A 23,352-nucleotide genomic window follows, 5' to 3' on the forward strand; every position below is an offset into this window, starting at 1 on the left:
ATTACTTTTTCCCTTTGCCTGATTTTTCAATACGACGGCGCTCTTCACGATTCATCGGACGATCTTCAACAGGGCCGCTTTGGAACGTCATTTTACGTTTCTGAGGCTCTTCAGATCCACCAACTTCAGGCAATGAATGACCGATGTCAGCTTCTGACGGAGAAGAATAATCAAGCTCTTCCAAATCAGTTTCATCCGGGCGAAGGCTCTCTAGCATTTCTTCTTCAGATTGCTGAGGAACCAACTGAACTCGCATGATTTTTTCAATAGCGTCAGCTTTGATCGTGTTGTTCAAAGTCTCAAAAGCTGCAAAAGCTTCTTTTTTGTATTCGATCAAAGGATCTTTCTGAGCATATCCGCGCAGACCGATACCTTCTTTCAACTTATCGATAACGGCCAAGTGCATTTTCCAGTGATGGTCAATGGATTGAAGCAAAACCATTTTCTGAACTTGCTCAAAGAAAGGACCCATGGATTCTTTTTGGCGATCGTAAACGGCTTTAACACCGTTACGAACTTGCTCGATGATCATTTCAGAATTTACCGCTTTGCCGTCAAAATCGATTTTGAAACCGAAAGTTTGCGCCAACGAGTTATTCAAACCCTCAACGTTAAACTCTTCTTTTTTGCCGTCTTCTGGAACGTATGTATCAAGGATGTTTGAAACAACATCACCCAACATATCCAATACAGAACGCTCAACGTCTTTACCTTCAAGGAGGTTACGGCGCATTCCATAGATAGCGTTACGTTGGTTGTTCATCACTGTATCATAGTCCATCAAGTTCTTACGGATATCGAATTGGTGACCCTCGACTTTACGTTGAGCACCCTCAACTGCATTCGTCACCATTTTAGCTGTAATCGGCTCGTCCTCAGGGATGTTCAACATTTCCATGATTTTTTGGATGCGTTCACCGTTGAAGATTCTCATCAAATTATCTTCCAAAGAAAGATAGAAGCGAGATTCACCCGGGTCACCTTGACGACCCGAACGACCACGTAGCTGATTGTCGATACGACGCGATTCATGGCGTTCTGTACCGATGATGTACAAACCACCCAATTCACGAACTTGGTTACGTTCAGCTTCGACTTGGCCTTTAACTTTCGCCAAAGCCTCTTGGTACTCTGGGGAATCGTCGTTTCCAACAGCGGCTTTTGCCAACATCTCGGCGTTACCACCAAGCATGATGTCAGTACCACGACCCGCCATATTTGTGGCGATAGTTACTGAACCCTTACGACCTGCTTGCGCGATAATTTCAGCTTCGCGTTCGTGGTGTTTTGCATTTAGAACTTCGTGTTTAATACCTTCGTTACGAAGGAAGCGGCTCAAAGCCTCAGATTTCTCGATAGAGGCTGTCCCCACAAGGATCGGTTGACCTTTTGAAGAACGCTCTTTGATATCTGCAGTGATAGCTTTGTATTTTGCTTTTTCAGATTTATAAACCACATCCTCTTCGTCTAAACGACGGATGGGTTTATTTGTCGGGATCACGTTCACTTCAAGATTGTAGATTTTTTTGAACTCTACAGCTTCTGTGTCAGCAGTACCCGTCATGCCTGAAAGTTTATCGTACATGCGGAAATAGTTTTGGAACGTGATGGTCGCCAAAGTTTGGTTTTCAGATTTAACTTCAACACCTTCTTTAGCTTCGATTGCTTGGTGAAGACCGTCTGACCAACGACGACCTGGCATCAAACGGCCTGTAAACTCATCCACGATCACGATTTCGCCGTCTTTGATCATGTATTCAACATCAAGGCGGTACAAGTAATGAGCTTTCAAACCTTGGTAAACATGGTGAAGAAGTTCGATGTTTTGTGGATCGTAAAGATTGCCTACGCCCAACAACTCTTCAACTTTTGCGTTCCCTTCATCTGTCAAAGAAGCCGTTTTAGACTTTTCTTCCATGGTGAAGTGAACGTCACGTTTCAAATGCGGGATGATGGAGTTTACGATTTGGTATTTTTCGGTAGAAGCTTCCGCAGGACCCGAGATAATCAACGGCGTACGTGCTTCGTCAACTAAGATAGAGTCACACTCGTCCACAATCGCATAGTTGTGACCACGTTGAACGTAATCAGCAAGATCGAACTTCATATTGTCACGAAGATAATCGAAACCAAGTTCATTGTTCGTGCAGTAAGTGATATCGCAACCGTACATTTCTTTACGTTGTTGATCATTCAAACCGTGAACGATGATACCTGTTGTAAGACCCAGCCAGCCGTACAGACGACCCATGTGTTCAGAGTCACGACGAACCAAGTAGTCATTCACCGTAACAACGTGAACGCCTTTACCTGTAAGTGCATTCAGGTAAACGGGCAAAGTCGCCACGAGAGTTTTACCTTCACCCGTTCTCATCTCGGCGATTTTACCGCTATTAAGAACGATACCACCGATCAACTGAACGTCGTAATGGCGCATGCCTAAAACACGAACCGAAGCTTCACGGCAAACTGCAAATGCTTCTGGCAAGATGTCGTTAACTGTCTCGCCTTTTTTCAAACGCTCCTGGAACTCAGGAGTTTTTGCTTTTAGTTGTTCGTCCGTGAGTGCCTTCATTTGAGGTTCCAAGGCATTGATACGATCCACCATAGGTTGGATCTTTTTCATTTCACGATCGTGCTTAGTTCCGAATATTTTTGTAAGTATTTGCGTTACCATAGTGGCTAAGGATAGCTCGAAACAGATGTGAGCTGCAAGGCAAGGGGGGAATATATCGGCGCGTCATTAAGGCGAGATCACTCGGAAATTTGTAAACCAAGACTAAGGACCAACACAGTTGTAGGAGAGGGAAAATAAATCGAAAAAAAATGAAATGCCCTTACTTGCATTAAACCAATTTAATTACCATATTCCGCACGCGGATTCGCAACACGAAATACTTATGTGTATTTAATTTGTCTCACACCCTCATAGGCGGCGATCGCAACACTCGTTGCTAGATTCAAACTGCGTGAGCCCTCCCCGATCATCGGAATAGTCACAGTTTGCGATGGAAATTTCGCCAAAAGATCTGGATCCAAACCTTTTGTTTCCTTACCAAACACCAACCAATCACCTGCTTGGAATTTCGGCTCGAAATAAGTGCGTTTTGTTTTTGTTGTAAAGAACCAAGCGCGCGACGGGTCCTCGACCAGTTTCCACCAATCTTCGAACGTCGCATGGTGATGCCACGTCAGATGAGGCCAGTAATCCAGCCCCGCACGTTTTACATTGGTATTATTAATTTCAAAACCCATCTTGCCGACAATGTGCAATTCGCAATTAGTAGCCACACACGTGCGCCCGATATTACCTGTGTTTTGAGGAATTTCGGGCTCAATCAATACAATGCGGAAGATTTTCTTCGAATTATCCAAGATGTTTAAAAACCTCTTGGCCCAATTTTGAAAGGGCCAGTCTGCGACCTTTATCGACGATCAACTCAAGATTCATCAAATCACGATAAAGCGTCAAATCAATAGGTACGATCTCTCGACCTGTGGAACGTCCTAAGCGTTGAATATAAGTCGACTGTTTTTCAGTCAACTTAGATGTCAACAAAGGTTGCTCTTCGATGGATTTCTTCCAATCACCACCCTGAATAACAGTGGCGTTCACTGGAAGTTTTAAAGTGTTTAAAAAGTACGTCCATGCCTTCACTGGCTCAGAAGATCCTTCAATATACACATCGACTTCTTCTCTGGAGTAAAGACTCTTCTCTGGGTCCATTCTGTTAAAGCCGTAAAATTCATCAAGAAGACTGACAAGAAGTTCTGAAGCTTTCAGCTCTACAAGCTGCCCTGGAACCAAATCAGAGCCGCCTTTAACAAGCGCTGGATAGCCGACTTTTAAGCGATAAGCGGTTGCCTTAATTCTGGCAAAGCTTAATGATTCCACGAAGTTCTGAATCTTACCGTAATGAACCATGCCCTCAGTCAATGATCCATACACGAAAAAACGTGTTGCAGTCATAATCCCCCCGGTCTGACAACAATAGTGGTTTTCCGAATCCAAAAACGCTGCCTATAAAAGCGGCGTGGACGGGCTGTGTACCAAAAACAACTAGAGTGCTCAACCTAGAATTGGGTGGCGTTTCGCGTTATTGAAAAATTAAAATTATAAAATTGCTTGAGTCCTTTTTGCTTTCTTTAAACCCTTTGCTATTCTCTTTAGCGACAACTTCAGCACAAAAGTTAACAACGGGATCCATGAAAAAAATAGAGGCTATCATTAAACCCTTCAAGCTCGACGATGTGGTCGATGCTCTCTCCGAAGTCGGAATCGAAGGTATCACTGTCTCTGAAGTTCGTGGGTTTGGACGCCAAAAAGGGCGTACCGAAGTTTATAAAGGCGCTGAGTACGTTGTTGATTTTCTTCCCAAGATAAAACTGGAAGTCGTGTTGCCCGACGCTTTAATAGACAGTGCCGTCGAAGCAATCCGCAAAACCGCCCACACTGGAAAAATCGGTGATGGAAAAATCTTTGTATTACCAGTTGAATCCGCCCTAAGAATTCGTACGGGTGAAAAAAATGAGGAAGCACTTTAGCCATAGCAAACGCTACGGCTATTTTTTTATTTTGATTTTAGATTTTTGCAAGGGAGACGCAAAATGACTGCGAAGGAAGCTTTAAAATTCGCCCACGAAAAAGGTGCGAAAATGGTAGATCTAAAGTTCTGTGACATGATCGGGACTTGGCAACATTTAACAATTCCTCTTCACCAACTTGAAGAAGAATCATTCGAGAATGGTTTCGGCTTTGACGGAAGTTCTATCCGCGGCTGGAAAGGTATCGAAGAATCTGACATGATTATCAAGCCAGATGCAAAAACAGCAATGATGGATCCATTCATGGAAATGCCGACATTGTCTTTGATCTGTGATGTGTGTTTGCCAGAAACTTTGCAACCTTACGACCGTGACCCTCGTCAGATAGTTAAAAAAGCAATCGCCTATATGCAGTCAACAGGTATTGCCGATACAGCTTACTTCGGACCTGAAGCTGAGTTCTTTATTTTTGATGATGTCCGTTTCGAACAAACTTCAAACTCTGCATTCTATATGGTGGACAGCAATGAAGCCGTCTGGAATACGGGTCGTGACGAAGGCGGCGCAAACCTTGGTTACAAAATCCGCTCTAAGGAAGGTTATTTCCCTGCACTTCCGACAGATACTTTGCAAGACATCCGCTCTGAGATTTGCGCAGAGATGGAGCTTTGTGGAATGAAAGTTGAACGTCATCACCACGAAGTTGCTTCTGCGGGACAATGTGAAATCAACTTCCAATTCGATACCGCTTTGAACATGGGCGATAAAATGATGTGGTTCAAATACATCGTGAAGAACGTTTGTATGCGCCACGGAAAAACTGCCACGTTCATGCCAAAACCAATCTTTGGAGATAACGGTTCTGGCATGCATATCCACATGTCTTTGTGGAAAGATGGTAAAAATCTTTTTGCCGGTAACAAGTACGCTGGTTTGTCAGAAATGGCTCTACACTACATTGGTGGCGTGTTGAAACATGCTCCTGCTTTGTGCGGCATCATTAATCCGACAACAAACTCATATAAACGCTTGGTTCCAGGTTTCGAAGCCCCAACGAAATTAGCTTACAGCTTCAAAAACCGTTCTGCGGCTATGCGCATTCCAAATTCTGGTCCAAATCCAAAAGCAAAACGTATTGAGTTCCGTACACCAGATCCAACGGCTAACATTTACTTGGCAGAAGCAGCGATTTTGATGGCGGGCTTGGATGGTATCATCAATAAGATCAATCCAGGTGATCCACTAGATAAAGATATCTACGGATTGCCACCACAAGAGGCCGCTAAAATCCCATCTGTTCCGGGAACACTTGAAGAGTCCTTGGATAATTTGATGAAAAATTGCAGCTTCTTGAAAAAAGGCGATGTTTTCAGCGACGATTTGATTGAAACTTGGGTGCAGTACAAAATCGACAAAGAAGTTCGTCCAGTACAGCAAAGACCAGTTCCTTACGAGTTCCACTTGTACTACGATTGTTAATAGTTTTTTCCTGGAGATTAAATGGCATCAGATGACGTAAGAAATTATATGGGCTATTTGTGGTACCGCCAAGAAGATGGCGTGATCACAATTGGTATCAACGAAGACGGGCTTGAGGATTTTGAATCCATCAGTTCTGTCGACCTTCCTGCTGAACAAGAGGAAGTGGATACAGAAACTGTTATTGGTTCTATTGAAACAAGCGACGGTCCTTTGGACATTTACTCTCCAGTGGATGGAACAGTTATTGAGATCAACACTTCGGTGATCGACGATCCATCCCTGATCATGGAAGACCCTTACGAAGAGGGTTGGTTGGTACGCATCGAATCGAGCGACGATGTCGACGATGAGGATGAGGACGAAGAAGATGATGATGACGACGACGATGAAGACGATGATGATGAAGATTATGACGACGAGGACGAAGACTAGTTATTGGTCAAAAAAAAAGCCCTGGGGAACCAGGGCTTTTTTATTTTGAACTAAAGTGGATTCATGTTTTTATCGTACATCTTAGGGACCAGCGATTTAAGGTTCGCGAATGCGCTTTCAAGCTGTTTAAATCTTGGTGTTCCTACACAACCCTTTTCGGTCTGAGTTCTCGTTTCGCCTTTTTTAACTTTCAATAGGTAACTGTTTTTGGGACAAGATGCTGGTGAGGATTTCTCAAGCTTTGTAAGCGCTTTCATTGAAGCTTCGCCTTTTTTCCAGTTCTTTTGCTGAACCTCTTCTGCGTTTACGCGAATTTTATTTTGCTCGATATGTAAAGCTTCACGGTGATGCTTACCTTTCACATCATAATGGAAGTACACTGATGCCCGATAAAAAGGAGCTTCCTTTTTTGGTGCAGGTGTTTTCTTTTTTGGAGCAGCGGAAGCACCAAATGCTACGAACGTGATCAACATCAAAATGAACTTCTTCACAGCAGACCATCCTTTATCAATATATGAAGAATACTAACGCTTAATGAATTAGGCAACTTAACGGGTCCAGTTGGGGCATTTCTTGACTTAAGCTGGGACCTCGCGGATTTTGACCGTATGAATTTCCTGTTATACGCAATCTGTACTCTGATTTGGGGCTCCACGTGGCTCGTTATTACCTTTCAAGTGGACTCTGCCTCCCCGATTGCGTCTGTGTTTTGGAGATTTTCTTTAGGTGCATTGATTCTGTTGTCGTATTGCCTTCTGAGTAAAAAGAAACTTGCCTATGGCAAAGCTGACCATCTGAAATTTATGACGATGGGGTTATTCATGTTTTCGATCAACTACATGCTGGTGTATTGGTCGGAAACGATGGTGAGTTCTGGAATCGCAGCCATCTGCTTTACGGTGATAGTTCCGTACAATATGCTGGGAATGAGACTGTTTTTTAAAAAACCCATCACCTCCAAAGTCATATTCGGATCTCTATTGGGCGGTACGGGCATCTGCTTAATTTTTATAAATGAAGTATTGGGCCTTCATGTCGATAAAAAAACCGTGTTTGGCTTGGTCTTGGGTTTGATCGCGACACTTTTGGCATCAGCCGGAAACATGTTGTCTCAAAGGTCTTATCGCAAAGCAATTCCAGTCGTCGTCTCAAACACGTGGGGCATGCTTTACGGAAGTCTTTTTACTTTGATTGTGGGTTTGGTATTACAACATAGTTTCGCCGTCCCACTGACGACGAAATATCTAAGCTCCTTGATGTATTTATCGTTATTTGGCTCAGTGTTCGCGTTCGGTGCTTATCTATCGCTTGCTGGCAGAATCGGTGCTGAAAGAGCTGCTTACTCTGGCGTGGTCTCTCCAGTTATCGCTCTGACCCTTTCCAGTATGTACGAGAATTTCAAGTGGACACCTTATATCATTATGGGTGTGGCATTTTGCTTGCTTGGGAATATTCTGACGTTATATTCGCCAAAAATCAACAAAGCGCGGGCTTAAATTATCTAACCTGTTCTTTTGATGATGTGATAACCAAAACGCGTACGAATTGGTTGAGTCGTGGTTTGTCCCACCTTTAAAGCAAAAGCGCTCTCCTCGAAATCAGGGTCTAGCCTTCCTTCTAAAAAGGCTCCCAAGTTTCCACCGTCTGTTGCGGACGAGCATTTTGAAAACTTGCGCGCAAGTTCGGCAAAGTCTTTTCCTTCTTTGAGAGCACGCAAAATATCTTCTGCTTCGTATGAATGTTGAACAAGAATATGGCTCACTCGAATTTTCATGGTCCTTAGTATGCCACAGGCTTTCACCAATTTCACTGTTCATTTTTTCTCTGTCAGTTATGATTTTATCTCAATTCCTTTTTCAGGAGGTTCCCATGATCAAAGCAAAAGCGTATGCAGCGCCGTCTGCAAAAGCCCCACTCGCATCGTTTAATTTCGAACGCCGCGAACTTCGCGATAATGATGTTCATATTGAAATTCATTATTGCGGCGTTTGCCACTCTGACGTTCACCAAGTTCGCGATGAATGGGGTCGAGGTAATTTTCCAATGGTTCCAGGTCATGAAATCGTTGGTAAAGTCATCGCGGTGGGCTCTAAAGTTAAAAAATTCAAAGTCGGCGATCTTGCAGGCGTGGGTTGTATGGTTGATGCGTGCCTGGATTGTTCTTCTTGCAAAGACGGACTTGAGCAGTACTGCCAAAAAGGTTTCGTTGGAACTTACGCAAGCAAAGATAAAATCGACGGGACACCGACTTATGGTGGCTACTCCGATTCTATCGTCACTCGCGAAGAATTCTGCCTAAGCATTCCAAAAAACCTTAGCCTAGCCGCGACAGCTCCGCTTTTGTGCGCAGGGATCACAACGTACTCTCCTCTGCGCCACTGGAAAGTTGGCAAAGGTCAAAAGGTCGGCATCGTCGGCCTGGGCGGTCTGGGACACATGGGTGTCAAACTGGCAAATGCCATGGGCGCAAATGTCACTGTGTTCACGACATCAGCTTCCAAAGTTGAAGATGCAAAACGCTTAGGTGCGCACGAAGTGATTATCTCTAAAGATATGAGCCAAATGAAAGCGCACGCGGGATCATTTGATTTTATTTTAGATACGGTGTCGGCTCCCCACGACTATAACTTGTACCTCAGTTTACTTCGTCGTGATGGGAACATGGTTCTGGTCGGCCTTCCAGACACTCCCCCAACATTGGCTGCCGGAGCGTTAATCATGGGACGCCGTAAGCTTGGCGGTTCATTGATCGGTGGTATTCAGGAAACACAAGAAATGTTGGAGTTCTGCGCAAAACATAACATCGTATCTGATATTGAGATGATTCCGATTCAACAGATCAACGTGGCTTACGAACGCATGATCAAAAGCGATGTAAAATACCGCTTTGTGATCGACATGAAATCGCTTGCTTAGTCTTTAAGACCGCTTCAAGCTTTAGGAATGAAACACCTTCAAACCATGCTTGCAGCGGTCCTTTCATTAATGGCTCTTCCGTCCTTTGCAGTGGATTCCAGCTTTCGCTGCCATGGCCGCGCATATGAGCAAGGCTTCTTTTTCCGCTACTCGGTGGAACTTCACGACAAATCTGCCTCTCGCAGCAAACTTACGGTCCGCTCAGGATACGGCGATTCAACCGACTATGACTGGAGACAGATTCCGACACCTAACAATGGAAAATTTGCCGTCGATTCGCCCTTTAACGAATATAAAGCCTTCCTATCCCAAGAAGGGCGTATTTTCAGCCTGATATTGGTAGATCCCGTGACCAGCGTACCCGAGGAACACCCTCCCTATGACCGCTTTGTGTGCGTAACTGATCTATAAACTCCCACGTAAAATTGACAGGTCTGCCACTCTAGGCTGCCAAAACTGCTGAATATTTTGTAAATACCCCTCACACAATTTGAGGATTTTTGGAGGTATTTATGAAGGCATTTTTCATCGCAATCGCGCTAGTTCTTAGCTCGTCTTTCGCATCTGCGGGAGCTATGAAAGAAATCTCCATCATGACAACCGACAGCGTTCTTGAAACTCTTGGTTTTGACGAAAGCATCGTTTCTATCGAACAAAAATTTACGACAGTTGAAGGTTACGATCTTGCGATCATCACTATGGCTCGCGGTAACTATAAAGTGAAAGGCATCGTACCCACTTTCAAATGCGTAACCGTATTCCAAAAAAATTCTGATAACTGGTACGACATTGTTAAAACAGAGTGCGAAACTCTTAAGTAGGATTTATGAAACCCGTTAGTATTTTCTTTGTTCTTTTGGTTCTGGTAATCGCAAACGCTAACGCTGCTACTTGCGCAGACGTCGTAGCAACGACTCTTCCGACAAATTCTGAAGTTGTTAATCTTTTCCAATGCAACCCTGAACAAGCCGATGCAAAGCCAGTTTGTTTCGTTGTGGCTAAAGTAGCTGAAGGCCAATACCTATACCAAACTGTTGAAGACTCTGTTGTGATCAACTCTGCAACAACTAAAACAGTACAAATCGTAGGTCTTCACGCGAAATACAGCACGTCTGTTGGCGATAGCAAAATCACTTCAACGTTCTGGCCAAATGCAAGCCTACTGATCATGGATAGTTTTGCTCGCAAAAGTTTCTTTAGCGGATATCAGCTTCAGAAAAGCATCAGCTACACTTGCAAATAATTTTTGTATTGATATTTGATTAATAAAAAAAGGGAGCTTGTTAGCTCCCTTTTTTTATTTAGATGTTCTTTTCTGAACGAGTGAACTTTCTTAGGTGCTTCACTTCTTTGCCCTGCGATTTGATCACTTCAGGGTTACGCAAATAAATTGGCATCGAGTTCAAACCATGACGGTCATAAAACCGCACCAATGTTTCATTGCCTGTTTGATTCATCGCCGACACCGCAAGCTCCATATCAAAAATTGTACGCTGTGCAGTCATGATCAAAGCGCCGTTCTTGATGGTCCAAACGCCTTCGCCATTACCCAATCTATCGACTTGATAATAGAATTTGCCGTTATCAAACAGCACATAGCGCATCGGATATTTGCTGTCCGTCTGCATAACCTTTAGTTCTTCAATTTTACTTTCAGCCTGCGGCCAGTCAGCTGAGGGGTTTACGAATTGAGTATAAAAGTCGTCGCCTCTGGGATGGGAAATCATTGAACCTGCCGGCGAACAAGCCTGCAAAAGAACAGCTGAAACTACGACTAACAATGCTGATACAAGGTGTTTATTCATTCTTCTAGTTTATAAACTAGACCGCCAACGTCAACGCCATTTCAGCTGGGTCTGGGTGGTATCTCCTGACTTCACAAGCGGACTCCATATTACTTTGTGGAAACTGTTTTTAGGCAAGCTTCGCGTATCGATCTACACATCCACTCGCACTTCCCATGGAATAAAGGAGGGAGGTGGCTATGTTCGCTTCAGTGCGTACGTATCGTTTTAGCCCCGTATACATTCAGGAAATTAATAACAAGTTACAGGAAATGTTCATTCCTTTGTTGGAGCAAATGGAAGGTTTCGTTTCTTACGATTGGATAACGACACCCGATGGGCAGGGTGTGGGCGTCTGCATTTTTCGCGACGAAGAAGGCCTTAGAGAGTCCCTCCATCTGGCGGCAGAGTTTCGCAAAACCCATTTTAATCACGTCGGAATGACCACACCTGAGATCATCATCGGTAAAGTGGGCGCCCATGGAGCGGTTGAACCGCAAACGATACCCTCTCAGAGAGAAAATCTCGACGACCACCCGACGCATTAGCCGCTTACGCGCCGCGCTTTTGCCAATCCACTGGGAGTTTGATAGCTTCAAACTTCCTTCAGTGGGGGGCTAGCTTAGTTGGTTAAAGCACGGTGCTCATAACACTGGGATCGGGGGTTCAAGTCCCTCGCCCCCTACCACTTTTTCTTTTCTTGTTAACTGCAGATGTTTTTGGATTTTAAGTTGGATTGTCTTGGCTTTGTCGAGACGTTTTCCGACCGCCATTGAGGCGGACGGAAAAGTGTACTTGCTGGGACCGCCTTCGCGGTCGCAGGCGCGTACTTGCTCCCCAATAAAACGAGCCACTGGCTCGTTTTACCGCGGGCATAACCTCGCCCCCTACCTCGGCTTCGATGTTTGTTGGCTTGCATTTCGCCTTTGGCTCAATGCTCGCTATCGGGATCTTTTATTAATAGTTTTATTGGTAGGAAAAGCAGTTACCGTTATTGGCTCTGCACCAGTAGAAACTTGATCCGTTGGCTACGTAAGAACCTGTTCCATTGGTTTCGAACGCTAGATTCATGTTATTAGACGCACTCATTGCGCTCGCACCTGGCGTTGTACTTGCGCAACTCGAAACAGCGTATGCGCCCAAGGTATTGGTACCAAGGTATTGCGGTTACAGGGCGTTCAGCTTTTTTAATGTGTCCATGATCGACTGAATTTTGATACTGAAATCCGCATGGGCATCGATTCGCGTAAAGCTTGGATGACCGCCCCATACTATTTCTAAACGGCGCTGACTTTCCAAACTTTGTTCAAAATTATGAAAGCGTGATTGGTGAACTCCGCCAAAGAATTCTTTTTTTGGCATTTCTAAAAACAAGACGTGATCATACTTTGCAAGTTCTTCATCCACTTTCACGGGGAAATTTTTTAAATAGTCCTCTATCCCTGGCGGCCAAAACGCCGCACCATCAAGCTTTGCGCGATCTAATATCATATGCGTTGCCTTGGGATTCCTTCGAGTGCAAATAAGCTCTAAATTTTCCTGAACGGTCAAAATCGAATTTTGAAAGAATCTGACTTGTTCAAGGTCATCGTGGGCTGGCGCTGGAAAACCGCCCTTCAATAGTACTACCGCACTTTCAGGAACGAGGGCCAGATGAGGTAAATTCAATGCCTCGATAGCGGCCAGAGCTGAACTTTTTCCAGAGGAAGGAGCACCCGTTAACACGATTTTTTTAATTTTGTTCATTGAATGCTCCCTGTTCCTTTACAGACTAATCTGCAAGGGCTCTGGAAATTTAATAGGTGTCGATTTACGATTTTCGTCAACCGCCACCAGCGTAAAGACTCCGGTCATCGATTTTGTGCGCTTATCGCTGTACATGTCTTCACAATATGTGTCGACCGTCACTTCCAAACTCGTATTACCTATCTTACTGACATATGCATCAAGTTCAACAATCGTTCCTGCAGGAATCGGAATATTGAAATTCACGCGATCACTGCTGACCGTAACATAGCGCTGACGCGAAAAACGAGTGGCCGCAATAAATGCAATTTCATCCATCCAGTTTAGTGCAAGACCACCATAAAGTGTGTTGTAATGATTTGTCTCTCCAGGAAAGACAGTTTTAAAGACGCGCGTGCGCGATGAACTTTTTCGAAGTTCAAGATCCATGGTTCCTCCGCGGGATTGTGTGCACTCCGACTTTTTCAGAGTGATGTTATTCCTAACAGGGATCGGACTTCCTTTTGAAAGGTCACCGTTGCGGGACAGCGCCAGAATGGCTTTAAAGCTTCACTGGACTTCACCTGAATTAGGAAACGAAACGATATACAAAGGATGTAATTATGTCGCTAAAAAAGTATCAAGGAAGTTGCCACTGCCAAAAAGTTCGCTTCAGCGCGGAACTTGATTTCAGCCAAGGTACAGGACGTTGCAACTGTTCATTCTGCTTAAAGGTTCGAAATTGGAGTATTCAAAGCAAACCTAGCGCTTTCAAAATCCTGGCGGGTGAAGAAAGCCTTTCTGACTATTCCAAATCTGGAGTGGCCCATTTCAAAGTCGGTGACCCTATGGCTCCGTACACCAATCACCACATGTTCTGTAAAAACTGCGGAGTTCGCTTGTTCTCCATCGGAAACATTCCTGAAATCGGCGGAGACTACGTTTCGATTTCAGTCACGACACTTGATGACATCGATTTCAAAGAGGTGATGCAAACACCCATCAAATTGATGAGTGGCCGAGATAATGACTGGTTTCACGTGCCACAATTCACCGAACACCTTTAGTGTTTTTACCACCCATGTTTTTACCTTGCGGTCCCCAGCTCATGATGCGTGTTCATTATGAACACGATATTTTAAGCACCTACCTTAAAAACAATTTCCTATTGTCTGTGTAGACGTATCCTATGTTTAGGAGGCGGATTTGTCAGAGCACATTAGCGAGTACACGGACTATAGAGATTTCCTAAGATACAAATACAAGGAAGCAAAAGCTAAACGTGCCACGTTCTCACTTCAGCATTGCGCCACGCAATTAGAAGTTTCAAAAACTTTCGTAAAGTTCGTCTTCGACAAAAAAAGACATTTTACCTTTCCGACTTTGCCGTTGGTTTGGTCGCTGTTTAAACTAACTCCCCGAGAGCAAATGCAACTGACTTTTCTTTTCTGCTTTACAGTTTCAGAAGACCCTACATTGAAATCTCACTTTAAAAGCGTTCTGGACGGTATCGAAAGCAATACGATCGCTATTGAATAAGCGAAACTGAAAAAATCGTGTCTATAGCATAAAAAAAGGGCCCCTGTTTCCAGGCGCCCTTTTAGTTTTTAAAGCTGAAGTCAGCGCTCCGACGAGGTCGGAGCATTTTCAAGTTCTAGCTATCTACGAAAGCTTTCAACTTGTTGCTGCGAGAAGGATGACGAAGCTTACGAAGAGCTTTCGCCTCGATCTGACGGATACGCTCACGAGTTACGTTGAAGTCTTGACCTACTTCTTCCAAAGTGTGGTCGGCTTCTTCACCGATACCGAAACGCATACGAAGAACTTTTTCTTCTCTCGGAGTCAAAGTCGCAAGAACACGGCGAGTTTGTTCCGCCAAGTTCAAGTTAACAATCGCCTCTGCAGGGTTGATAACTTTTTTGTCCTCGATAAAGTCGCCCAAGTGCGAATCTTCCTCTTCACCCACTGGAGTTTCCAAAGAGATTGGTTCTTTTGCGATTTTAAGAACTTTACGAACTTTATCTACCGGCATGTCCATTTTATCTGCGATCTCTTCCGGAGTTGGCTCACGGCCAAGCTCTTGGATCAAGTAACGAGATGTACGAACAAGCTTATTGATAGTTTCAATCATGTGAACAGGGATACGGATCGTACGAGCCTGATCGGCAATAGCACGAGTGATCGCCTGACGGATCCACCAAGTCGCATATGTCGAGAATTTGTAACCACGACGATATTCGAACTTATCAACCGCTTTCATCAAACCGATGTTACCTTCTTGGATCAAATCCAAGAATTGAAGACCGCGGTTCGTGTATTTCTTAGCGATAGAGACAACTAGACGTAGATTCGCTTCAACCAATTCAGATTTCGCTGCATCGGCCTCACGCTCACCTTTCCAGATAGCTGTGTATGTTTCCTTAACCCATGTGTGATTCATCTCAGTTTCAGAGTCCAAACGTTTAATACGAACTTCTGCTTCTTGAGCTTGCAACACATATGAACGGAATTTTTGATAGTTAAGACCTGTATCACGAGTCATGCGTGTCAGCTCTTTTTCGTTGCTTTCAACGAGCTTCATGCGCTCCATCATAGACGCAACGTCTTTAGAGAACGTACGCTCAACACCGTCTTTGATACGACGACGAAGAGTACCGATACGGTTCACCAAGTTTTTGAACTTGATCACAACACGGTTGATCGTTTTACGGTTGAAGTTCACAGATTCGAACACAGCCATCAAAGTGTCATTCATCGCAACAAGTTCTTTCATTGCTGCCTGACGAGCTGGCGTGTTGGTTTCTTCTTTACGTAGAACTTCGAACTGTTTTGCAGCAGCTTTTTGGTATTCTGTAACTTTACCGATCAATTCGTGAATTTTATCGATGTATTCCTTTTCATCGTATTGAGTTTCTTCATCCTCAAGACCACGGAAGATCGATTTAACTTTGATACGGCCTTCATCAAGACGCTTACCAAGCTGAATGATCTCGTAGGTACCTAGAGGTGACAAAAGGATCGCACGAACGATTTCACGCTCCCCTTTTTCAATACGACGAGCAATCTCAACCTCACCCTCACGAGTCAGTAGAGATACGGAACCCATTTTACGCAAATACAAGCGAACTGGGTCATTACCCTTAACGTCTTCGCTTTCTGCTTTTTCTTCTTCATCTACTTCTTCGTCCTCAGAATCAGGGCTTTCTAGGAAGTTTCCTTCACCCTCTTCTTCTTTCGAAGTTTCAGACAAGTCTGAAATAACTACACCCGCGCCTTCAAGGCCGTGCATGAACTGGTCCAATGCAGCTGGGGCAATGATTTCAGGTGGAAGAAGGTCGTTGATCTCTTCGATCGTCAACGCACCCTTTTCCTTTGCAAGCTTCAGGAATTTCTGGATTTCTTCTTTAACCAGAGCTTCCTGTTCCTGCAAAGAAAGAACCTTTACGGGCTCTTTCTCTTGTTTGTTTGGTAGGTTTTGTTTCATCAATGACCCGCCTTTATCCTTTATTCAGAGATAGTCGATCTCTGTGTGCCTTCATAATCTGTTCCAACTTTTCTGAGGTTGGCTCGGACTTCAAAACATCCATAGCCAACTGCTTTGCTTGATCGCGCAAGAAATTGTCGCGCACGCGCTTAAAGCAATCGCGCAAATACTTTGCCTCTATCTCTTCATCAAACCCGGGGTCGCCTTCGTGCTTTGGCGCCTCTACAAATAATAATTCCGGATGATCTACATAGGAGACAAGGAGACTGGTCAATTTATCAAACTTATTTAAGTCTTGTCTATACACATCAGTTGCTTTTTCCAGGATCTTTTTCACTCCTGGGTGAGCAATACTCGCCAGCACATTTTCATTCACAAACTGCTCGAAACTGGCACGACTTTTGAGTACCAATCCTAATAGCAGAGCTTCCGCTTTTGAGGCGCCTTTGAGGGTGATTTTGCCACCTTCCACAGAGTCAGACGCTTGAGCCGCAGCAGTTTGGTTAGTTGCTTGAGCCTGTTGGTTTGGCTGCACCGTCCTAGAGAACGAGCTGCGATTCTGCGAATATACAGGGCCACTGCTTTGCAATCCTACAGCCTGACGGAGCCATGGCAGGGTCACACTCATCTTCTGAGCAGCCTCGGCCAAGTACAAATCACGCAAACGCTGGTCGGGAATAATCTCAAACATCGGCTTAAGCTTATCCGCCAATTTAACTTTTTCAGGAGCGTCACCACGGTAACCCTCCATCCAACGAGTCAAAATCAGAATGAAAAGATCTGGAGCACGGTCTAATTCGACCTTCAAAGCTTCCGCTCCGTATTTTTTGACGTAGTCATCAGGGTCCATGTTGTTTGGTAACGTCAGACCCTTTGGATACAAATCAGCTGCTAGCAAGATCGGAAGACTGCGCTCGGCTGCTTCCATCCCCGCGGAGTCGCCGTCAAACAGCGCCACCACATTGCGAGTCATACGCTTTAGCATCTTACCGTGCTCTGGAGTCAAAGCCGTTCCCATCGTAGCTACGGAGTTTCTAATGCCCGCTTGATAAAGGGACACCAGATCCATATAGCCCTCAACAATCAAGGCTTGGTCTTCAGAGCGAATATAGCGAGCCGTCTGCGACAACCCATAAAGCACACGGCCCTTAATAAAGACCGGCGTTTCGGGAGAGTTCAGGTATTTCGGTTCAGTTTCTTTTTTCTCTAAGTAACGTCCGCCGAACGCAATAGGCTCGCCCATTGCTGAGAAAATCGGGAACATCAAACGATCGCGGAAAAGGTCAAAGTAACCTGGTTTGCCGTTACGGGCTTTAACTAGGCGTGCTTCCTCGGCCAAGGCCATCGGCACTTGCTTGCTTTGCAAAACGCGCTCTAATCCGTCCCACTCAGCAACCGCATAACCAATACCGAAAGTGTCGATCACTTCCTGCGATAGACCCCGGCTAGCAATGTACTTCTTAACTGGGTGATCGTTCGGGACACGACGAAGTTGCTCTGAAAAATAATCAGCAGCGAGCTTATTTACTTTTAACAACGACTTCTTTTTATCTGCGGCTTGGTCACGTTGCGGGTCATGGGCCTCTGGAGCGGGAATCGGGATGCTGGCGCGGTTTGCAAGGTACTCGACAGCCTCAGGGAAACTCATGCCCTGATAATCGCGCAGGAATGAAAACAAGTTACCACTCTTATGACAACCAAAGCAGTGATAGACTTGCTTCACTTCTGAAACAGAGAACGACGCTGTTTTTTCAGCGTGATCTGGAAACGGACAACGACCCATAAGGCCACTGCCGCTCTGTTTTAGCTGTGTGTATTGGGAGATGATATCGACGAGGTTGTTCGCCTCTGACACTCTCTCAATAAAGTCTTGGGAAAAACGCATGTACCTTCCAAAGTTTCGTTCAGTTTTGACCATGTGGGACTCTCTGAACATGAGTCCCATCAGGCTTTAGGCAAGGTCCAATCAGGTAACAGTTCCCTTTTTGTATGGCAGTGCGCCCAAAGGGCTGCACAGCAGTACAAAAAGGGAACTGTTACCTCGGGGAGCTAGGCTAGCTTAGTTTTGATTACTTCGCTTACGATTTTGTTGTCGGCAGCGCCATTGGCACGAGCGATGACTTCCTTCATCACTGGGCCCATGTCTTTAACAGTTTTCGCGCCCGTAGCTGCGATAACCTCTGTCACAAGAGCTTCGATTTGCTCGCGACTCATTTGAGTCGGCAAATACACTTCCAAAACTTTCAATTCAGCAGATTCTTGGTCAACCAGGTCTTGGCGGCCAGCTTGTTGAAATTGATCGATGGATTCTTTACGTTGCTTAACTAGTTTTTTTACGACGTTCATCACTTCTTCCGGAGTGATTGGGTCTGGGCGCATATCGATTTCACGATTTTTAATCGCTGCTTGCAGGCCACGTAGTGCTGTCAGCTTAAGTGATTCTTTTGCGATCATTGCGGCTTTAACATCAGCCATGATTTTGTCTCTAAGTTCCATGAAAACTCCCTATGGTGATTATGACAAAAGGCGACTTTGTGGGTCGCCTCTTGCTTAGTAAGAAACTAATAATTCAGTGATGAACTATTCGCCCCAACCTTTACGAGATTTCTTAACCGCGCGCTTACGAGCAGCGATAGATTTCTTTTTAAGTCTTACTGAAGGCTTTTCGAAGTGTTCGCGTTTTTTAACTTCAGAAAGAATACCTGCTTTTTCGCAAGATTTCTTGAATTTACGGAACGCTGATTCAAAAGATTCACCATCTTTGATTTTAACCATTGCCACGACAATCACCTGCCTTCCCATGTGGACGAGAGAGAAATAAGAATGAGAGTGTATAACAAAGAGGCAACACAGGGGCAACCTCTCGAGGTCTTAACGCGATGAATTATAATCTTTCCCCAAAAGGTGCCGGCCGCTTTTTCGGTGGCATTTACTCCCAGAGCTGGATATCGTTCCGACCATGAAATCTATCTATTTAATATTATTAGGATTATTTCTAACGTCAGGGGCATCTGCCCATCTTTCACATTCACCAAAAATTTCGACCTGGGCGACATTTTTAGCTCCTGACTTTGTTATTGGCACTCCACCCGCTCTAAAAAACCAAGACTTTTCCCTCGTGGCACCAGCGGCAACAGAGGGTTGTAAAGAACGGATCAGCAAGATCACGTGTGCCCTTCCCAGTTTAGAATCTAACCATCCCTGCATCCCCGCCAGCGACAGAGCGACGGAAAACATTCAAAGTCTTTACGACGTTTTACCTAAGCCAATGCAGAAGATGTTTTGCTCAATTCCAAGAATCCTCATCGTTGAAAAAATGGAATCCCTGGCCATGGCCGGTATCAACGAAAACGGTAAGGCCTTTGTGGTCATCAGCAAAAGCTTAGTGGAGGATAATCTAGCACCAAACGCTGTCTTTACGTGGAAAGAACAAAAAGCATTCGGTGTTCAGATTCCCCGCTTCGAATCTTTGAAAGAAGGACCGCAAATTTGGAGCAAGTCACGTTCTCCACAGCAGACTTTGCAATACGTAATCACTCACGAATTTGCGCATTTGTTTGATTTCTTAAACAACGCAAATCGTTTTGTGTGCGCTCCTGGTAAAACATGCAATATGCATCCTAAAAATATGGAAGAAGCTCTTGAATATCAAAGAAACGTTATTCCCGAAATGGATTCGTGGAGTGCCTACAGCTGGAAAAACGGTCTTGAGCCAAATGATGCCAATAATTTTCCACTGTGGAGCAAATTGTGCTTTTATAATTGCAACGAAACTTTGAAGTTAGGCGATATGTTTGATTTCTATTTACAATTAGATCGCACAAACTTCGTAACTACCTATGCTGCCGTGAACCCCTATGAAGATTTCGCTGAAAGCGTCACATTTTATCTGATGGCGAATGCGGATTATGATCTGCAATATCGAATCTTCACCGGCAAAACATTCTTTTTTCAAGAATGGAAATGGTCAAACCTCGTTAAGAAGCACAATTGGATTGAGCTTTTCTTTGAGGGTGATCTAAAATATCCCCAATGAAGACGACTCACGACCAAGACATGAAATGGATGCGCAAAGCTTTACAGCTTGCGCATAAAGCAGGCCAGAACGGTGAAGTTCCTATTGGTGCCGTTCTTGTTTCCCCGACGGGAGATCTTCTTTCTAAGGCTGCGAACATTCGCGAAACTCTTCATACTCCCCTGGGCCATGCAGAACTTTTGTGTTTGCACAGAGCTGCTAAGAAACTGAAATCCTGGCGTTTGGAAGACTGCACATTGTATGTCACCCTTGAGCCCTGTGTGATGTGTGCGGGAGCTATTCAGCAAGCGCGGGTCGGCCGAGTGGTGTATGCCGCGAAGGATGCAAAAGGTGGTGCCGTTGAAAGCTTGTATCAAGTTTTGAGTGACTCGCGCTTGAATCATCAGGTGCAAGTCACAATGGGTGTTCTTGAAAAGGAATGTTCGGAATTGATTTCCGGATTTTTCCAGGGTCGCCGTGACGAGCAAAAATCCAAGAAGTCTGAAAAAGTTTATCGTCATCGCTCTTCGGCGGTGGTGGTTTATAAAAATAAAATTCTTGGGTTTCATGCAGAAGACCCCGTTTCCAAAAAAAAGTATTTCTTTTTACCGGGCGGAATGATTGATCCAGGGGAAACAGCAGCAATGACTGCCGTGCGCGAAACGTCTGAAGAAACTGACTACAAGATCAAGATTTTTTCAGAAACAGAATTCCGTCGCAAATACGACTTCAATTGGAATGGAAAAAATCAGCCCTGTGATACGGTGTTTTATCTCGGAACTCTAGATGAACCATGGCACGAAGTCCGCGCTGTCAAAGACGCTGACTATCACCGTGGAGTCGCTTGGATTGATTTAAAAGATATTGATAAGACGTTTTCATACGATAAAGATATTTTGTGGGCTGTTCAAAAGCTTACAAAGACTGCACGTAAAATGAAACTTTAGGAGAATTATGCTTAGTCTACTTGTTTCGGTCGCTCTTGCCGCCTCACCCACTGAAAGTCCGTCACCTGCGCCGACAATGACAGTTTCGCCAGAGGCACCGACGGCGATCACTCTTTCTCCACAAAAGAAAGATTTAAATCAAACGCAGGCCAGCAAATCGCTGATCGAAATTTCTGCGAAGTTAAATTCTATGCTGCCTGAGAATGAAAAGATCATCATTCCTTCAGCCGGAAGTCGTCAGTTTTTCTCGCAGCTAGCGGTGATGAAGAAATCCTCTAGCAACGCAAAAACAGCGAAAAGCTTTTTGAAGCTTTCGGATTTGTCGATTCAAGGTTGCAACGCCTATTCAGCAAGTGGTTTGACGATTGCGAACTGGAACGACGCTGATGAAGTTTTCAAAATCACCAACAAACAAGTTCGCAGCAGCGGCAACATGAAAGATGCGCAGGCTTTAGCGCGCGTGTCGTTAATGGTCGCCCAATGTAAAGGCCCTATTCTGTTAAATATGACGGGTGCTAAGTGGCTTCAAGAATCCATCGAAACTTTAAAAGCCATGAATCATCGCAAGCTTAAAAAAGACGACAAAATGCGTTTAAAGGCACTGAAAGAACAAGTTCTTACTTTCGACACTAAAGAGGCGTTGGAAAACAGCTTGCGCTATGAGGTTTTGATTTCGTCTGCTGAAGTTATGAAAACACTCAGCGAAGCTCCGCCAGCCCACTCGGAAACGCCGGAAGACGTTTTCAATAATCTGTTGTTGGTGGATAAAGATGGAAATCCTCGCCAAGTTAGTATTGAAAAAAGTGCTGAAATTACCATGAAGCTTTTGACCGCTGTACAATCCTCAAAAACTTATCAATTCAGTGAATACACCACAGAAATTGATAAGCAAATCAAAGAAGGCCGGGACGGCATCATCGAGGACCTGCAGTTAAAGGATCATGGATTTACAAGCTATGAAAAATTCCAAGATGAATCGTTTATGGATAATTTCTCTAAGAAATTAATCCAAGACGGAAGCCTGCTAAAACGAGTGAAGAAAAATATTGAAGAGCATCCCGAGATAAATACTCACCTCTTCCAACACTCTCTAGCCATTTACAAAGTTCCAACTGAGTCTTTCGAGAAATTTAACAAATCCATTCTTGAAGCCCAAAAAGAAGCAAAAAATCTGGTTAAATAAAAAAAGGCGGAAGTGATTCCGCCTTTTTGTTTATTAATCGCAATTCTGTTCACCTTTCCACAGTCTCTTGATGCAAACCGTGCCTTCCCGTCCCGGCTTCCCATCGACACCATCTGGTGCATCCCGAAAACAAGGGGCTGCCACTGATTCCTCTAAGGGGCTTCCGCTGGCAACTGACCCTCTTATACCCCTAGGTCCTGCCAAGCCCCCTTCGCTATTCACTCGCGGCAGGAATCCGCCACCAAATTCCGAATCAATTTGCAAAAACAAATCCCCCGTATTTCCGCCATCTCCGCCGTTTGTTCCCGCACATCCTGGATGTCTTCTAGGATCAGTGATTTGACCATTTTTTCCGTTTCCGCCCCGCTCTCCCCTTAAAAAGATATTGAGATTTCCGGTCGCAGCTTTGGCCGTAATGTTAATTGTACCACCCGAACGTCCCTGACCTTCCCAGGATGCTTGGGCATCTTTGGGAAAATTTTGAATCGTACCGTCCTCGGCGATGAGTTCTTCCACATCAATGATCAACGGAAAATCTAAGGTGTTAATGACGGCTTTTCTCTTAATTATCAGTCGACGCGCTTTAATAACTTCCGCTTTTTGCAAAGTCATTGGCTCATTCCAAATAACATCTTCAGAAATGGAGTAAGTTTTCATCGGGGCTTCAGCTTCTTCTTTATCTTTCACTTCGACGCAGCCAGAAAGAAAAATCGCACCAAGCAAAGAAAGAGTAGTAAAAATCTTTAACGGTTTCATTTGAGTAGGTCCTTTCGCATTCAGCTGGTGCAGCTGCAAAAAGGACCCGCCAATATTAGTATTTATAGATGATTTATACAGAC

General features: G+C 44.5%; 27 protein-coding genes and 1 tRNA gene. 15 read left to right on the forward strand and 13 right to left on the reverse strand.

Annotated elements, in window-relative coordinates; genetic code table 11:
- Window position 1 precedes the first annotated feature (1 nt).
- The 3 genes from secA to B9G69_RS07060 all read right to left on the reverse strand — a co-directional run bounded on the left by secA (window position 2) and on the right by B9G69_RS07060 (window position 3,970).
- Window positions 2-2,677, reverse strand: a complete 2,676-nt coding sequence (secA, locus tag B9G69_RS07050; RefSeq protein ID WP_088616210.1) for a preprotein translocase subunit SecA — start codon at window positions 2,675-2,677, stop codon at window positions 2-4.
- A gap of 221 nt (window positions 2,678-2,898) precedes the next feature.
- A complete protein-coding gene (locus B9G69_RS07055; protein ID WP_088616209.1) occupies window positions 2,899-3,375 on the reverse strand; it encodes a tRNA (cytidine(34)-2'-O)-methyltransferase in 477 nt (158 codons plus the stop codon).
- Window positions 3,368-3,970, reverse strand: coding sequence for a gamma-glutamylcyclotransferase family protein (locus B9G69_RS07060; RefSeq protein WP_254916951.1), 603 nt, complete (start codon window positions 3,968-3,970; stop codon window positions 3,368-3,370). The genes B9G69_RS07055 and B9G69_RS07060 overlap by 8 nt, the downstream gene beginning before the upstream one ends.
- 236 nt (window positions 3,971-4,206) lie before the next feature.
- On the opposite strand from B9G69_RS07060, the gene B9G69_RS07065 reads away from it, so the two are divergent.
- From B9G69_RS07065 to B9G69_RS07075, 3 genes are all read left to right on the forward strand, one after another.
- Complete coding sequence (locus B9G69_RS07065) at window positions 4,207-4,545, forward strand: P-II family nitrogen regulator (protein ID WP_088617238.1); 339 nt, start codon at window positions 4,207-4,209, stop codon at window positions 4,543-4,545.
- A gap of 63 nt (window positions 4,546-4,608) precedes the next feature.
- Window positions 4,609-6,024, forward strand: a complete 1,416-nt coding sequence (gene glnA / locus B9G69_RS07070) for a type I glutamate--ammonia ligase (RefSeq protein WP_088616207.1) — start codon at window positions 4,609-4,611, stop codon at window positions 6,022-6,024.
- Between the two features lie 21 nt (window positions 6,025-6,045).
- The gene (locus tag B9G69_RS07075; protein ID WP_088616206.1) at window positions 6,046-6,459 is read left to right on the forward strand and encodes a glycine cleavage system protein H; all 414 of its coding nucleotides are present in this window, start codon (window positions 6,046-6,048) and stop codon (window positions 6,457-6,459) included.
- A gap of 50 nt (window positions 6,460-6,509) precedes the next feature.
- Here the strand turns inward: B9G69_RS07075 and B9G69_RS07080 are convergent, their stop codons facing one another.
- Complete coding sequence (locus B9G69_RS07080) at window positions 6,510-6,950, reverse strand: hypothetical protein (RefSeq protein WP_141096949.1); 441 nt, start codon at window positions 6,948-6,950, stop codon at window positions 6,510-6,512.
- 117 nt (window positions 6,951-7,067) lie between these two features.
- Here B9G69_RS07080 and B9G69_RS07085 point away from each other — a divergent pair, with 117 nt between their 5' ends.
- Window positions 7,068-7,955, forward strand: a complete 888-nt coding sequence (locus B9G69_RS07085; protein WP_088616204.1) for a DMT family transporter — start codon at window positions 7,068-7,070, stop codon at window positions 7,953-7,955.
- A gap of 5 nt (window positions 7,956-7,960) precedes the next feature.
- Here the strand turns inward: B9G69_RS07085 and B9G69_RS07090 are convergent, their stop codons facing one another.
- A complete protein-coding gene (locus tag B9G69_RS07090) occupies window positions 7,961-8,269 on the reverse strand; it encodes a peptidylprolyl isomerase (RefSeq protein ID WP_254916950.1) in 309 nt (102 codons plus the stop codon).
- A gap of 59 nt (window positions 8,270-8,328) precedes the next feature.
- On the opposite strand from B9G69_RS07090, the gene B9G69_RS07095 reads away from it, so the two are divergent.
- The 4 genes from B9G69_RS07095 (at window position 8,329) to B9G69_RS07110 (ending at window position 10,618) form a co-directional block, all read left to right on the forward strand.
- Entirely contained in the window at window positions 8,329-9,375 is a 1,047-nt protein-coding gene (locus tag B9G69_RS07095; protein WP_088616202.1) for an NAD(P)-dependent alcohol dehydrogenase, read from the forward strand.
- Between the two features lie 27 nt (window positions 9,376-9,402).
- Window positions 9,403-9,786 carry a hypothetical protein gene (locus B9G69_RS07100; RefSeq protein WP_141096948.1) on the forward strand — a complete coding sequence of 128 codons (384 nt, stop codon included), beginning with the start codon at window positions 9,403-9,405 and terminating at the stop codon, window positions 9,784-9,786.
- 101 nt (window positions 9,787-9,887) lie between these two features.
- Window positions 9,888-10,196 carry a hypothetical protein gene (locus B9G69_RS07105; RefSeq protein WP_088616200.1) on the forward strand — a complete coding sequence of 103 codons (309 nt, stop codon included), beginning with the start codon at window positions 9,888-9,890 and terminating at the stop codon, window positions 10,194-10,196.
- Between the two features lie 5 nt (window positions 10,197-10,201).
- On the forward strand, window positions 10,202-10,618 hold the full coding sequence (locus tag B9G69_RS07110; RefSeq protein ID WP_088616199.1) for a hypothetical protein: 417 nt from the start codon (window positions 10,202-10,204) through the stop codon (window positions 10,616-10,618).
- Between the two features lie 58 nt (window positions 10,619-10,676).
- Here B9G69_RS07110 and B9G69_RS07115 read toward each other — a convergent pair whose 3' ends face one another.
- A complete protein-coding gene (locus B9G69_RS07115; protein ID WP_088616198.1) occupies window positions 10,677-11,180 on the reverse strand; it encodes a transposase in 504 nt (167 codons plus the stop codon).
- Between the two features lie 179 nt (window positions 11,181-11,359).
- Between B9G69_RS07115 and B9G69_RS07120 the strand changes: the two genes are divergently transcribed.
- The gene (locus B9G69_RS07120) at window positions 11,360-11,707 is read left to right on the forward strand and encodes a hypothetical protein (protein ID WP_088616197.1); all 348 of its coding nucleotides are present in this window, start codon (window positions 11,360-11,362) and stop codon (window positions 11,705-11,707) included.
- 63 nt (window positions 11,708-11,770) lie between these two features.
- A tRNA-Met gene (locus B9G69_RS07125) sits at window positions 11,771-11,847 on the forward strand.
- A 479-nt stretch (window positions 11,848-12,326) separates the two neighbouring features.
- Here B9G69_RS07125 and B9G69_RS07130 read toward each other — a convergent pair.
- Both B9G69_RS07130 and B9G69_RS07135 read right to left on the reverse strand, forming a co-directional pair.
- Entirely contained in the window at window positions 12,327-12,905 is a 579-nt protein-coding gene (locus B9G69_RS07130) for an AAA family ATPase (protein WP_088616196.1), read from the reverse strand.
- A gap of 18 nt (window positions 12,906-12,923) precedes the next feature.
- The gene (locus B9G69_RS07135; RefSeq protein ID WP_088616195.1) at window positions 12,924-13,334 is read right to left on the reverse strand and encodes an acyl-CoA thioesterase; all 411 of its coding nucleotides are present in this window, start codon (window positions 13,332-13,334) and stop codon (window positions 12,924-12,926) included.
- A 173-nt stretch (window positions 13,335-13,507) separates the two neighbouring features.
- Between B9G69_RS07135 and B9G69_RS07140 the strand changes: the two genes are divergently transcribed.
- A complete protein-coding gene (locus B9G69_RS07140) occupies window positions 13,508-13,951 on the forward strand; it encodes a GFA family protein (protein ID WP_088616194.1) in 444 nt (147 codons plus the stop codon).
- Between the two features lie 139 nt (window positions 13,952-14,090).
- Window positions 14,091-14,423 (forward strand): hypothetical protein, encoded by a 333-nt coding sequence (locus tag B9G69_RS07145; RefSeq protein ID WP_088616193.1) that lies wholly within the window; start codon window positions 14,091-14,093, stop codon window positions 14,421-14,423.
- Window positions 14,424-14,538: 115 nt separating this feature from the next.
- On the opposite strand, the gene rpoD is transcribed toward B9G69_RS07145, so the two are convergent.
- From rpoD to rpsU, 4 genes are all read right to left on the reverse strand, one after another.
- Window positions 14,539-16,368, reverse strand: a complete 1,830-nt coding sequence (rpoD, locus tag B9G69_RS07150; protein WP_088616192.1) for an RNA polymerase sigma factor RpoD — start codon at window positions 16,366-16,368, stop codon at window positions 14,539-14,541.
- A gap of 13 nt (window positions 16,369-16,381) precedes the next feature.
- Window positions 16,382-18,286 (reverse strand): DNA primase, encoded by a 1,905-nt coding sequence (dnaG, locus tag B9G69_RS07155; protein ID WP_254916949.1) that lies wholly within the window; start codon window positions 18,284-18,286, stop codon window positions 16,382-16,384.
- A gap of 131 nt (window positions 18,287-18,417) precedes the next feature.
- Window positions 18,418-18,864: a GatB/YqeY domain-containing protein gene (locus B9G69_RS07160; protein WP_088616190.1), complete on the reverse strand. Its 447-nt coding sequence runs from the start codon at window positions 18,862-18,864 to the stop codon at window positions 18,418-18,420.
- A gap of 84 nt (window positions 18,865-18,948) precedes the next feature.
- Entirely contained in the window at window positions 18,949-19,149 is a 201-nt protein-coding gene (gene rpsU / locus B9G69_RS07165) for a 30S ribosomal protein S21 (protein WP_088617237.1), read from the reverse strand.
- A gap of 178 nt (window positions 19,150-19,327) precedes the next feature.
- Between rpsU and B9G69_RS07170 the strand changes: the two genes are divergently transcribed.
- Genes B9G69_RS07170 through B9G69_RS07180 form a run of 3 tightly spaced genes read left to right on the forward strand, consistent with a single transcriptional unit; the run spans window position 19,328 to window position 22,513 of the window.
- On the forward strand, window positions 19,328-20,404 hold the full coding sequence (locus B9G69_RS07170) for a hypothetical protein (protein ID WP_141096947.1): 1,077 nt from the start codon (window positions 19,328-19,330) through the stop codon (window positions 20,402-20,404).
- Entirely contained in the window at window positions 20,401-21,330 is a 930-nt protein-coding gene (tadA, locus tag B9G69_RS07175; protein ID WP_088616187.1) for a tRNA adenosine(34) deaminase TadA, read from the forward strand. Before B9G69_RS07170 ends, tadA begins: the two co-directional genes overlap by 4 nt.
- 7 nt (window positions 21,331-21,337) lie before the next feature.
- A complete protein-coding gene (locus B9G69_RS07180; protein WP_088616186.1) occupies window positions 21,338-22,513 on the forward strand; it encodes a hypothetical protein in 1,176 nt (391 codons plus the stop codon).
- A 33-nt stretch (window positions 22,514-22,546) separates the two neighbouring features.
- Here B9G69_RS07180 and B9G69_RS07185 read toward each other — a convergent pair whose 3' ends face one another.
- The gene (locus tag B9G69_RS07185) at window positions 22,547-23,269 is read right to left on the reverse strand and encodes a hypothetical protein (RefSeq protein WP_088616185.1); all 723 of its coding nucleotides are present in this window, start codon (window positions 23,267-23,269) and stop codon (window positions 22,547-22,549) included.
- Window positions 23,270-23,352 lie beyond the last annotated feature (83 nt).

Origin of the sequence: Bdellovibrio sp. SKB1291214 (assembly GCF_002209355.2) — a bacterium.
In the GTDB taxonomy this organism is placed as follows: Bacteria; Bdellovibrionota; Bdellovibrionia; order Bdellovibrionales; family Bdellovibrionaceae; genus Bdellovibrio.

Coding starts and splice junctions, on each gene's coding strand:
- B9G69_RS07105 (WP_088616200.1), top strand. CDS start 9,888: ATGAAGGCATTTTTCATCGCAATCGCGCTAGTTCTTAGCTCGTCTTTC.
- B9G69_RS07120 (WP_088616197.1), top strand. CDS start 11,360: ATGTTCGCTTCAGTGCGTACGTATCGTTTTAGCCCCGTATACATTCAG.
- B9G69_RS07110 (WP_088616199.1), top strand. CDS start 10,202: ATGAAACCCGTTAGTATTTTCTTTGTTCTTTTGGTTCTGGTAATCGCA.
- B9G69_RS07170 (WP_141096947.1), top strand. CDS start 19,328: ATGAAATCTATCTATTTAATATTATTAGGATTATTTCTAACGTCAGGG.
- B9G69_RS07180 (WP_088616186.1), top strand. CDS start 21,338: ATGCTTAGTCTACTTGTTTCGGTCGCTCTTGCCGCCTCACCCACTGAA.
- B9G69_RS07100 (WP_141096948.1), top strand. CDS start 9,403: ATGAAACACCTTCAAACCATGCTTGCAGCGGTCCTTTCATTAATGGCT.
- B9G69_RS07060 (WP_254916951.1), bottom strand. CDS start 3,970: ATGACTGCAACACGTTTTTTCGTGTATGGATCATTGACTGAGGGCATG.
- glnA (WP_088616207.1), top strand. CDS start 4,609: ATGACTGCGAAGGAAGCTTTAAAATTCGCCCACGAAAAAGGTGCGAAA.
- B9G69_RS07095 (WP_088616202.1), top strand. CDS start 8,329: ATGATCAAAGCAAAAGCGTATGCAGCGCCGTCTGCAAAAGCCCCACTC.
- B9G69_RS07085 (WP_088616204.1), top strand. CDS start 7,068: ATGAATTTCCTGTTATACGCAATCTGTACTCTGATTTGGGGCTCCACG.
- B9G69_RS07160 (WP_088616190.1), bottom strand. CDS start 18,864: ATGGAACTTAGAGACAAAATCATGGCTGATGTTAAAGCCGCAATGATC.
- B9G69_RS07130 (WP_088616196.1), bottom strand. CDS start 12,905: ATGAACAAAATTAAAAAAATCGTGTTAACGGGTGCTCCTTCCTCTGGA.
- B9G69_RS07135 (WP_088616195.1), bottom strand. CDS start 13,334: ATGGATCTTGAACTTCGAAAAAGTTCATCGCGCACGCGCGTCTTTAAA.
- B9G69_RS07075 (WP_088616206.1), top strand. CDS start 6,046: ATGGCATCAGATGACGTAAGAAATTATATGGGCTATTTGTGGTACCGC.
- rpoD (WP_088616192.1), bottom strand. CDS start 16,368: ATGAAACAAAACCTACCAAACAAACAAGAGAAAGAGCCCGTAAAGGTT.
- B9G69_RS07185 (WP_088616185.1), bottom strand. CDS start 23,269: ATGAAACCGTTAAAGATTTTTACTACTCTTTCTTTGCTTGGTGCGATT.
- secA (WP_088616210.1), bottom strand. CDS start 2,677: ATGGTAACGCAAATACTTACAAAAATATTCGGAACTAAGCACGATCGT.
- dnaG (WP_254916949.1), bottom strand. CDS start 18,286: ATGGTCAAAACTGAACGAAACTTTGGAAGGTACATGCGTTTTTCCCAA.
- B9G69_RS07115 (WP_088616198.1), bottom strand. CDS start 11,180: ATGAATAAACACCTTGTATCAGCATTGTTAGTCGTAGTTTCAGCTGTT.
- tadA (WP_088616187.1), top strand. CDS start 20,401: ATGAAGACGACTCACGACCAAGACATGAAATGGATGCGCAAAGCTTTA.
- B9G69_RS07140 (WP_088616194.1), top strand. CDS start 13,508: ATGTCGCTAAAAAAGTATCAAGGAAGTTGCCACTGCCAAAAAGTTCGC.
- B9G69_RS07065 (WP_088617238.1), top strand. CDS start 4,207: ATGAAAAAAATAGAGGCTATCATTAAACCCTTCAAGCTCGACGATGTG.